Genomic DNA, 10,006 nt, shown 5'->3' with positions numbered 1-10,006 from the left:
TCGTTGGGGGCGCAGCGTACGCCACTCTACAACGTATATGCCTATACGTTATGTAAGACCAGACTTAACCTCAATGGTTGAGTATAAAAGCGTAAAATTTTTATCACCTCACTGCGACCTGTGCCACCGTGAGGGGTGTTACCCAAGATTATTACGGGCCACGGGCAGCAGGTAACGCTCTGTTTCTTTGAGAATTTGTTCAAGGCGAACGTTATCCATTTGGCGGAAAACGCGCTGGGTATAGGGATCTGCCCCCTCGCCCGGGATCCGCTGATCGCCCTGCCAGGCTTGCAGCAGCTTGGCACGCGCCTTGATCTGGACTTCTTCATCCCAGTCTATCTCCTGCGTTTGTGCCTGATAACATTGGCTCAACCAGGCCCAGCCGCTTTTATTGAGCAGCATCAGCGGCTGCGACAGGCCACGGCGGTAGCCCGCCACCAGCTCCGCCAACTGCGCGTGGGCATCCTCGCTTGCGAGCGCAGCGAAGCGCCAGGCGGAATTCTTGCTGCCAAACATACGGCTTTCCCCGCTACCGCCAACGCAGCAATACACCAGGTGCTCCAGCCAAAGTAAGATACCGTCTACGGCAGAAAGCGTTGCCGGCCGCCAGCGTAGCAAGCCATCCTGCTGTACCTGATGCAGCCAGCCGGTAATACGCATGCCCGCCACGTCGATATCCAGCTCCAGGCTGCCATTCTCCTGGCGCTGTTCACGCACCCGTTCGGCCAGTTCCGCCATTTCTTCCTGCTGCTTTTGCCAGTAAATCTCACCGAAAGCCCCGTAAGGTAATCCCCCCGATGCACGCACCCGTTGGTATAACTTGCCTGCGTCCTCCCCCTCGATCAGCGTGTTCAGCAATTGGCTGTTGAACTGATAGCGGCTGAGGTTATCCAGCGTAAAAGGCTCGTCTTCCGGCAGATCGGTCTCTTCCAGAATGAAGTTAACGCCAAGACGTAGCTGGAAGAAGGCACGGATCGGATGGCGATAAAAACGGAGCAGCTCATCCAGAGAAACCTGGGTTTTCTCTTCCGCCGCCAGCGGTTGATTAAATTCCGGATGTGCAGCGCCACGGCCATCGGCAGCGGCCAACCATTCTGCCGCATAGCTTTGATCTTCGCTCCCCGGCAGGAAGTTTTCCGCAGCAAACGGCATGCGGGCATGGCGTTTAAGCAAATGCTCACCGACCCTGCGTGCGCTGCCGTCCGCATCCAACCCTTCATCGCCGGGCAGGCAATAGCTTTGCTGCAGATATTCCAACAGTTCAGTGACCAATACGGAAGGATAGCGCTCGCTGTTGTCCTGAATGGAACGGCCAATAAAGCTGATATACAACTGCTGCTGGGCAGAGAGGATCGCCTCCAGGAACAGGTAGCGGTCATCGTCACGGCGGCTGCGATCGCCGCGCTTAATCTGCTGCGCCATCAGGTCAAACCCCAGCGGCGGCAAGGTGCGAGGGTAGACACCGTCGTTCATGCCCAGCAGGCAGACCACCTTGAACGGAATGGAACGCATGGGCATCAAGGTACAGAAGTTGATCTGGCCAGCCAGGAAACGCTGGCTGATGCGCTGCTGATCGAGCCGTGCGGCCAGTTCATCGCGCAGCAACGTCAACGGTACAGCATCGGGATAACGCGCCGCCAGGCCAAAGCTGGCCACTTTCTGCCACTGCTCTTCGATCAGCGCCAACGCCTCTTCCGTTTCGCTGTCCGTCTCAAAGAAGCTATTGAGCAATTGGCGGCATAGGGGCAACCATTCGGCTAATGGCCGCTCTTCACTGAGGATTTGCCGCCAACGGCTGAGTTGTGCCAGCAGATCGGCCAGTTGCCCGGCCAGTTCGGCTACTAATCCACTCGACTCATCGTAAGGTAATACGCCCTGCCAATCTCCGGCGTTGCTGTCCATGGCGTAGCCCAGCAGCATCCGCGTCAGGCCAAAACGCCAGGTATGTTGCCCGGTTGCGGGCAGATCCAGCTCACGCACATTGTCATCATCCAACCCCCAACGTACCCCGGATTCGCCAGTCCAGTGGCGTAACAGGCTTAACCCCTCCTCCTGAATCGAGAAACGTGCCGCTAGCGCGGGCACGTCCAACAGCGCCAGTACCTGCTCTGAGGTAAAACGGCTTTGCGGCAGATCCAGCAGGGAAATAAAGGCTTGTAGCGCAGGATGCGCCTGCCTGGCCTTGCGGTCGGAAATGGCAAACGGCAGATAGCGCCCGGCGGGGGCATTGCCAAACACCGCCTGAATATACGGGGTGTAGCTGTCGATATCCGCCACCATCACGATGATGTCACGCGCGGTAAGTTGCGGATCTTCTGCCAGCATGGTCAACAACCGATCGTGCAGCACCTCGACTTCGCGCTGCGGGCTGTGGCAGGCATGCAGACTTATGGAGCGATCTTGCGGATCTAGCTGGCGTTTATTGTCACTGCGCTCCAGGGTTTCCGGCGTGGTGCCGATCAGTGCGTGATCTTCCAGCTCCAGCATGTCGTGCTGAATGGCGTGCAGCAAGCTATCAGCCGGGATCTCGACAAAGGCATCGACTTCCTGCACCGCCTCCATCTGCGACAGTAAATACAGATGATCGCGCCCCAGCTTGCCCCAGGAAGCCAGCAACGGGTTACTCAGCTGTTGCTCGCCCTCGGCATCAAATAGTTGGGCTGCCTGTTCCGGCTGACGGAACAAACCTTGCTCCCGTGCCTGGTGATAGTGGCGGCGTTTGCGGCTCTGCAAACGGGCCAGGAAGGCGTAGTCCTGAATGTCGCCCCAGTAATAGCGGCAGGGGTTGGTAAACATCAGATGGATATCAATATGTTTACCCAAGGCCTGCAGTGCTTCCAGGTAGATTGGCGGCAGGGCAGAAATCCCGCAGATAAACACCCGGGGCGGCAACCCCGCTGGGCATTGAGTGGCATTCTCCAGGGTACTAATAAACCGGCGATATAAGTTGGCACGGTGCCATTCAGGCTGACCCAGCTCGTGGGTATATTCCACTAGCCGATGCCACAGAGGAGCTTGCCAGCTTTGTGCCTCTGCCAGCCCTTCTACCGTTTCCCCACGCTGCCAACTTTCCAGCCACTGCGGGCGATAAACCAGATATTGGTCAAACAGATCGGCAACGCGCCCGGCGAGCTGGTGGATCTTGCGCTTATCGGCGTCATCGGTCAGGTAATGCTGTAAAGGAGCAAACTCGGGCCGGGTCAGCATGCCTGGCAGCAGCCACATCAGCTTCCAGGTCATGGCATCTTTGCTAAAGGCGCTCTCTTTGGGAATGCCGGGTAATACCTTGGTGAACATGTCCCAGATAAAGGTCGCCGGTAGCGGGAAAACGATATTCGCAGCAATGCCAAACTGCTCGGCCAGCTGCATCTGCAACCACTGCGCCATACCGGGGCTTTGCACCAGCACCACTTCCTGTTGAAACGGATCGGCCAAAGGCTCTCTGGCTATCAGCGCGCTGGTCAGCGTTTTCAGCAAGTCCAACTGATTGGAATGATAAACCGTAAACATGAGGCTCCTTGGAAGCGAAAAAAGGCACTACCGACTACTGACTCAACGGCCCCTCACCCTAACCCTCTCCCACAGGGAGAGGGAACCGATCGAGAACACCTCGACCAAAAGAGTCTGGGGCAAGTCTAACCACACTCGTGCTTCTGGTCGTAATTTTAGTGACCAAATTCCCCCTCACCCTAACCCTCTCCCAAAGGGAGAGGGAACCGATCGAGAACACCTCGACCAAAGAGAAAGAGGAGCAGATCAAGACGACTGACAAACCTCACCGGCCCACTACGCAGGGGCACTGCATGTGCTGCGCCCGTGCTACTGCCCGCAATACCAGCGGCTGAGTTCAATCTGTTGGTGCAACGGCGTTTGTATCTTCACCGTACGCCGCAGGCATGAGCCTTGCGCTTGGCGGGTTTCGACTTGGTAGTGCCAATTTGGCGGTAGCGATATGGCATGGCTTATTTCGGCACCGGCACTGAATATTTCGAGCTGTTGGTGCGCCAGCGACCAGGCCTGTCGATATTGCCACTGCCGTTGAAATGCCTGCAACAGCACCTGCTGATATTGTAACAGCCCTAGCAGCGAGACGGCGAACAACAATGCCGCGATCAACACTTCGGGCAGGCTGAAACCCCGTTGAGTTCGCCGGCCAGCTGGTTTATTCAGCACAGTCGCTTTCCCGCTTTTCCGGACAAAAATCCAGCCAGCCGCCTTTTTGAGCTTTCAGCAGGTGGCCACCAGCCCCGCCTTGCTGTGTAGCCAGTTGGTATAGCCACAAGGGCTCCGCTCCCGCGATATCCCCAGCTCCACGCACCATTACCAAACCGGTACGGGCCGATAGCCGGGCGCAGGCTTGCAACGCCTCGCCGCTTATCTGCTGACAGGACCAGTGGCTCGCCTGTAGAGACTCCCGTGGCCACGGTTGCGCCAGCCCCCAGCTTAGGGCCGAAGCCGCCTGGTTGTAGGCACGCAGATAGCGCTGCTGATCGACGGCCAGCAGTAGCGCACTGTCCAATTGCCGCTGCTGGGCGGTGAGCAGCATCAGCCCCATCACCAGCAACAACATCACCGCAGCCAATGTGCTGCCCCCCTGCTGCCTATCCATCTTTAGGGTGCCTCCATGCTAACCGCCCACTCCAGGCGGCGTTCTATATTTGCCCGCACCGTTGAGCGGCCACTTAAGGTAAACAACAGCAAGGACTTGCCATCGCGCCCTGCAATCTGGCTGACAGAAAAAGACTCAATCCGTACCTCTTCCTGATCCAGCAAGCGTTCCCAGCCGCTGCCCTGGCACTGGGTCACGCCGCTTTGCCCCTCCAGCCCGCCGGCCCGCAGGCGGTAACCAAAATACTCGGCCTCGCCACCGCTGTCCCAGTTGCCATTGCGGTTAAGATCGTAGGCCACGATCACACAGCTGCCCGGCGCTTCCCCCGCTGCATGGCCAATCAGCAGCGAGCGCCCCTGACACTGCCCGGCACAAAATCCGCTGCGGCGCAGATCCTTTTCAATCCCGAAAGCCAACTGGCGCAACACCAGATCCAACCGATAATGACGGCCCATATCAACCGTCTGCTGACGCAGCATCGGTAAGGTTTTTGCCGCCGCCAATGCAATCAGGCTGCCGAATGTCATCGCCAGCAGCACCTCCGGCAGGGTAAAGCCTTGTTCTAAGGTGCGCATAAGGGCAGGCTCCGGATGGCGGTTTCTTCGCTGCACAACCGCAGCCGTCCTTTGGCGGAGAGCACCAGACGTATGCGGCCAGCCGGATTGCCCAGCAGGATATGCCCGGCCTGCGCATTGTTGCGCACCCCATAAAATCCCATCTCCTTTTGGGTATAACCTTGTAACTCCACATCCGGGTGTTCTGGGGTAAAGACCCGGTCCGCCATCGCAGTACAAGGTGCCACCTGCGGGCCGCTGCCTATGCACCAGATTTTCCCAGGCCGAAACCACAATAACGCGTTGCGGTTATGCCAGTTGGCATCGGCCTGTAAGCGCGTTAAAAATGCCAGCAGTTGCTGGGCGGTCTGCTCCAGCCGCAGCGCCTGTTGATAATGATGCCATTGGCTAACCCCCCAAGAGGTCAGCATCCCCGCCAGTACCATCACAATCATCAGTTCGATCAGCGTCAGGCCTTGCTGGTGTTCGGGGCTATTTTTATATCGGTTCATACGGCGAGTGTAATCGGCCAGAGGCGTGATGAAAGGCACCTTTTCTCAGGCTGGCAAATGATGCGCAGAATTTTTAGTTAGCAGGTAACAAGCTGGGGGAAGTTGAGTACGGCTTCGCATTTTTGGCAATGCAGCACGAGCACAGCATGCGGCGTGCCTACTTTCAGTGGGAGTAAGAAAGAGGGCCGGATACGGCCCTCAGCAAATCAGATAGCGACAGGAGCCTTGATCGGCGGGTGCGGATCGTAGCCTTCAATCTCAAAGTCTTCAAAGCGGTAATCAAACAGCGAGGCTGGCTTGCGCTTGATCACCAGCTTCGGCAACGCACGCGGCTCGCGGGTTAATTGCAGCTGCGTCTGCTCCATGTGGTTGCTGTACAGATGGGTATCGCCACCTGTCCAGACGAAATCGCCCACTTCCAGATCGCACTGCTGCGCCATCATATGGACCAGCAACGCATAGCTGGCAATATTGAACGGCAGGCCGAGGAACACGTCGCACGAGCGCTGATACAGCTGGCAGGAGAGTTTGCCGTCTGCCACATAGAACTGGAAGAAGGCATGGCACGGTGCCAGAGCCATCTTATCCAGCTCACCCACGTTCCAGGCAGAAACAATAATACGACGTGAATCCGGATCCTGTTTCAGCTGTTGCAACACGGTGCTTAGCTGGTCAATCTCGCGACCATCCGCCGCGCCCCAGGCACGCCATTGCTTGCCATAGACCGGGCCAAGATCGCCATTTTCATCGGCCCATTCGTCCCAGATGCTGACGTTGTTTTCGCGCAGATACGCCACGTTGGTATCGCCGTTCAGGAACCACAGCAGCTCATGAATGATCGACCGCAGGTGGCATTTCTTGGTGGTCACCAACGGGAAACCTTCCTGCAGGTTAAAACGCATCTGGTGGCCGAAAATCGACAACGTGCCAGTGCCGGTACGGTCGGCTTTAGGGGTGCCCTCGGCGAGCACTTTGTTCATCAAATCCAGATACTGTTTCATTTTTCCTCACGACTGTTGTTGCTGTGGACGACGGCGATACGCCCAGATCATCATAATAATACCGGCGAGCACCATCGGCACGGACAGGATTTGCCCCATGCTGATCACCCCGTCAAACAGGCCAAGCTGGGCATCCGGCTGGCGGAACGCCTCGACGATAATACGGAACGTGCCATAGCCAATCAGGAACAGGCCCGAAACGGCCCCCATCGGACGCGGCTTGCGGATGAACAGGTTCAGAATGATAAACAGCACGATGCCTTCCAGCACCATTTCATACAGCTGCGACGGATGACGTGGCAACACGCCATATTCGTTGAGCAGCGGCAGCAGTTGAGGATTGGCGGCAGCGATAGCGATATCTTCCGGACGCGAGCTTGGGAACAGCATGGCCCAAGGTGTATTGGTAGTAACACGCCCCCACAGCTCACCGTTGATAAAGTTACCGAGGCGGCCAGCGCCCAGACCAAACGGGATCAGTGGGGCAATGAAATCAGAAACCTGGAAGAAGTTACGCTTGGTGCGGCGGGCAAACCACAGCATCACCGCGATCACGCCAATCAGGCCGCCGTGGAATGACATACCGCCATCCCAGACTTTGAACAGGTAGAGCGGGTTATCCAGGAACAACGGCAGGTTGTAGAACAGCACATAACCGACACGGCCGCCGATAAAGACCCCAAGGAAACCGGCATACAGCATGTTTTCCACTTCGTCTTTGGTCCAACCGCTGCCGGGCTTGTTCGCGCGGCGTACCGCCAACCACATGGCAAAAACAAAGCCAACCAGGTACATCAAACCGTACCAGTGCAAAGAGACCGGGCCGATAGAGAAAATCACCGGATCAAATTTTGGAAACGCCAGATAGCTAGTGCTCATCTATCACCACAATATGTCTGTTATTCATCCCCAAGCGGGGGCGGCAGGTGCCAAACGCGGTGCAAAGCCCGTGCAACGGGAGCACCGCATTGAGATGGCGCATCATAACATAGGCTTAACCACGTCCGGGCTTGCCGGCAGGGAAAAGTTCTGTAAAAAAATCGGTCAACTCTTAATAGACTGCGCAACGCCTAATCAACGGCCGCCGCGGATCAGCCCCCCCATGCCACGGCGTTCCATAAACGCCGCTACCTGGTGGCGAACCTCGGTGGTCATCTGAGCACTCAATACCCGTTGGGCCAACCCTTGCGCGTCTTCCAGTTCGATATGGCGCAACAGATATTTGATACGTGCGACGCTGCGCCCGTTCATACTCAGATTGCGGTAACCCATACCCACCAGCAGCAGAGCACCCATCGGGTCTCCCGCCAGTTCACCGCACAGGCTGACCTGCAGCCCGGCCGCCGTCCCCTGATCGATGATCATTTTCAGCACCTGCAACATGGCTGGATGCAGGCTGTCGTACAGCGAGGCAACGCGGGTATTATTACGATCCACCGCCAGCAGGTACTGGGTTAAATCGTTGGTTCCCACCGAGATAAAATCGACGCGTGCGGCCAGATAAGGGATCAGGAAGATCATCGACGGCACTTCCAGCATGACGCCAATCCGCGGCTTGGGAATGTCGTATCCCAGCATCTCTTCCACTTCTCGCCCGGCGCGATCGATCAGGCGCTTGGCCTCGTCGATCTCTTCCAGGCTGGTGATCATCGGCAACAGGATCCCCAGATTGCCGGTTCCCGCATTGGCACGCAGCATGGCGCGCACCTGGATCAGAAAGATTTCCGGCTGATCCAGTGTAATGCGGATCCCCCGCCAACCGAGGCACGGGTTTTCCTCGCTGATCGGCATGTAGGGCAGTTGTTTATCCGCGCCGATATCCAGCGTACGCAGCGTCACCGGCTTGTGCGGATAGAAGAGTTGCAGCATGCCCTGATATTGCGCCACCTGCTCCTCTTCCGACGGGAAGCCGCTTTGCAGCATGAACGGGATCTCGGTGCGGTACAGGCCAACGCCGTCCACGCGCGCACCCAGCAGTTGTTCATGTTCCGGGCTAAGGCCGGCGTTCAGCATCACCTGGATCCGCTCACCGCTTTTCAGCTCTGCGGGCTGTTCAACATCGTCTTCTGCCAGCTTGCTGAGCTCCTGCTCTTCGCTGATCAGACGTTGATATTCCTTCACCAGCACCGGTTCCGGATCGACCAGCAGCTCGCCACGATAGCCATCAACAATCAGCATTCGCTGGGCCAACAGCGCAGGCTGGATGTCCGCCCCCATCACCGTTGGCACGCCCATGGCCCGCACCAGGATCGCGGCATGGGAGTTGGCAGCACCGTCCCGTACTACCACGCCAGCCAGGCGATCCTGCGGCACTTCGGCCAACAGGGTTGCCGTCAGCTCATCGGCGACCAACACAAAACGGGCTGGCCATTGGCTGGCCCCTTGGGTGGTATCGTCGAGGTGGAATAGCAGACGTTGGCCAAGCGCACGCAGATCGCTGGCACGCTCGCGCATATAGGTATCTTGTAAGGTAGCAAACTGGGCAGCGAAGGCTTCAATCACCTGTTTTACCGCCCATTCGGCCACCGAACCGGCATCGATCTCCGCGTACAGTTCACGTTTGAGGCGAGCATCGTTGAGCAGGTGGGAATAGAGATCGAAGATCGCCGCGCTCTCTTTTTGCGAGCTGGCGCTAAAACGCTTACTGAAGCGGCGGAACTCTGCCCCAGCCTCTTCCAACGCCTGTGTCAGGCGTTCACGCTCGCTGACGGTATCCAGCGTGGAGGCTTTATACACCTGATCGAGTGAAGGCTGGCTGCTATCTAACCATCCCTCCGCTACCGCCACGCCAGGAGCCGCAGCCAGCGCCCGAATGCGGGTCTGGCGATACTGGCCAAAAATGGCGTTTAGCTGTGATAACGAGAGGATCCCGGCCATTTGGGTGGCCAGGGTAACCATGAAGGATTCTTCGCTTTCGTCAAACTGGCGCAGTTCACGTTGCTGCACCACCAACACGCCAAGCAGCTGGCGGCGATGAATGATCGGCACGCCAAGGAAGGATCGGAAACGATCCTCTTTGACCTGCGGAATATATTTGAAGCTGGGATGGCTTTGGGCATCCGCCAGGTTGATCGGCTCTGCCCGCCGCCCGACCAGGCCGACGATGCCTTCGTCAAAGGCCAGGGCAATAGTACGCCCACGGGGCTTTTTCAACCCGCGCGTCGCCATCAGGTAATAACAGCGGCGGTCGTTGTCTGCCAGATAGATGGAGCAGACTTCGGTGTCCATCGCCAGACAGGTTTCATTGACCAAAAGATCCAGCGCATCTGTCAGACTGGCCGCCGCGGCCACTTTCTCAACAATTTCTCGCAAGCGCGTGAGCATAGTCGG

At 57.6% G+C, this 10,006-nt stretch carries 8 protein-coding genes; all 8 read right to left on the bottom strand.

The window, feature by feature from the left end; genetic code table 11:
* Positions 1–138: 138 nt before the first annotated feature.
* The 8 genes from recC to ptsP all read right to left on the bottom strand — a co-directional run bounded on the left by recC (position 139) and on the right by ptsP (position 10,000).
* Positions 139–3,510 (bottom strand): exodeoxyribonuclease V subunit gamma, encoded by a 3,372-nt coding sequence (recC, locus tag ACX9GU_RS05350; RefSeq protein ID WP_473194077.1) that lies wholly within the window; start codon positions 3,508–3,510, stop codon positions 139–141.
* A 309-nt stretch (positions 3,511–3,819) separates the two neighbouring features.
* Positions 3,820–4,173 carry a prepilin-type N-terminal cleavage/methylation domain-containing protein gene (locus ACX9GU_RS05345; RefSeq protein ID WP_261454374.1) on the bottom strand — a complete coding sequence of 118 codons (354 nt, stop codon included), beginning with the start codon at positions 4,171–4,173 and terminating at the stop codon, positions 3,820–3,822.
* Positions 4,163–4,609 (bottom strand): YgdB family protein, encoded by a 447-nt coding sequence (locus ACX9GU_RS05340; RefSeq protein WP_473194076.1) that lies wholly within the window; start codon positions 4,607–4,609, stop codon positions 4,163–4,165. Before ACX9GU_RS05340 ends, ACX9GU_RS05345 begins: the two co-directional genes overlap by 11 nt.
* 2 nt (positions 4,610–4,611) lie before the next feature.
* Positions 4,612–5,184, bottom strand: coding sequence for a prepilin peptidase-dependent protein (locus tag ACX9GU_RS05335; RefSeq protein ID WP_473194075.1), 573 nt, complete (start codon positions 5,182–5,184; stop codon positions 4,612–4,614).
* Positions 5,172–5,675, bottom strand: coding sequence for a prepilin peptidase-dependent protein (locus ACX9GU_RS05330; RefSeq protein WP_473195117.1), 504 nt, complete (start codon positions 5,673–5,675; stop codon positions 5,172–5,174). The genes ACX9GU_RS05335 and ACX9GU_RS05330 overlap by 13 nt, the downstream gene beginning before the upstream one ends.
* A 206-nt stretch (positions 5,676–5,881) precedes the next feature.
* Positions 5,882–6,676, bottom strand: a complete 795-nt coding sequence (gene thyA, locus ACX9GU_RS05325; RefSeq protein WP_021179872.1) for a thymidylate synthase — start codon at positions 6,674–6,676, stop codon at positions 5,882–5,884.
* A 6-nt stretch (positions 6,677–6,682) separates the two neighbouring features.
* Positions 6,683–7,555, bottom strand: coding sequence for a prolipoprotein diacylglyceryl transferase (lgt, locus tag ACX9GU_RS05320; protein WP_021179871.1), 873 nt, complete (start codon positions 7,553–7,555; stop codon positions 6,683–6,685).
* Between the two features lie 195 nt (positions 7,556–7,750).
* Positions 7,751–10,000, bottom strand: a complete 2,250-nt coding sequence (ptsP, locus tag ACX9GU_RS05315) for a phosphoenolpyruvate--protein phosphotransferase (RefSeq protein WP_473194074.1) — start codon at positions 9,998–10,000, stop codon at positions 7,751–7,753.
* Positions 10,001–10,006: the final 6 nt, after the last annotated feature.

Source organism: Serratia sp. K1WW1 (genome assembly GCF_055790865.1).
Note: the sequence above shows the minus strand (reverse complement) of the source record. Positions and strands in the feature narration are given on the sequence as shown.

Coding starts and splice junctions, on each gene's coding strand:
- lgt (WP_021179871.1), bottom strand. CDS start 7,555: ATGAGCACTAGCTATCTGGCGTTTCCAAAATTTGATCCGGTGATTTTC.
- ACX9GU_RS05335 (WP_473194075.1), bottom strand. CDS start 5,184: ATGCGCACCTTAGAACAAGGCTTTACCCTGCCGGAGGTGCTGCTGGCG.
- ACX9GU_RS05330 (WP_473195117.1), bottom strand. CDS start 5,675: ATGAACCGATATAAAAATAGCCCCGAACACCAGCAAGGCCTGACGCTG.
- ptsP (WP_473194074.1), bottom strand. CDS start 10,000: ATGCTCACGCGCTTGCGAGAAATTGTTGAGAAAGTGGCCGCGGCGGCC.
- recC (WP_473194077.1), bottom strand. CDS start 3,510: ATGTTTACGGTTTATCATTCCAATCAGTTGGACTTGCTGAAAACGCTG.
- ACX9GU_RS05340 (WP_473194076.1), bottom strand. CDS start 4,609: ATGGATAGGCAGCAGGGGGGCAGCACATTGGCTGCGGTGATGTTGTTG.
- thyA (WP_021179872.1), bottom strand. CDS start 6,676: ATGAAACAGTATCTGGATTTGATGAACAAAGTGCTCGCCGAGGGCACC.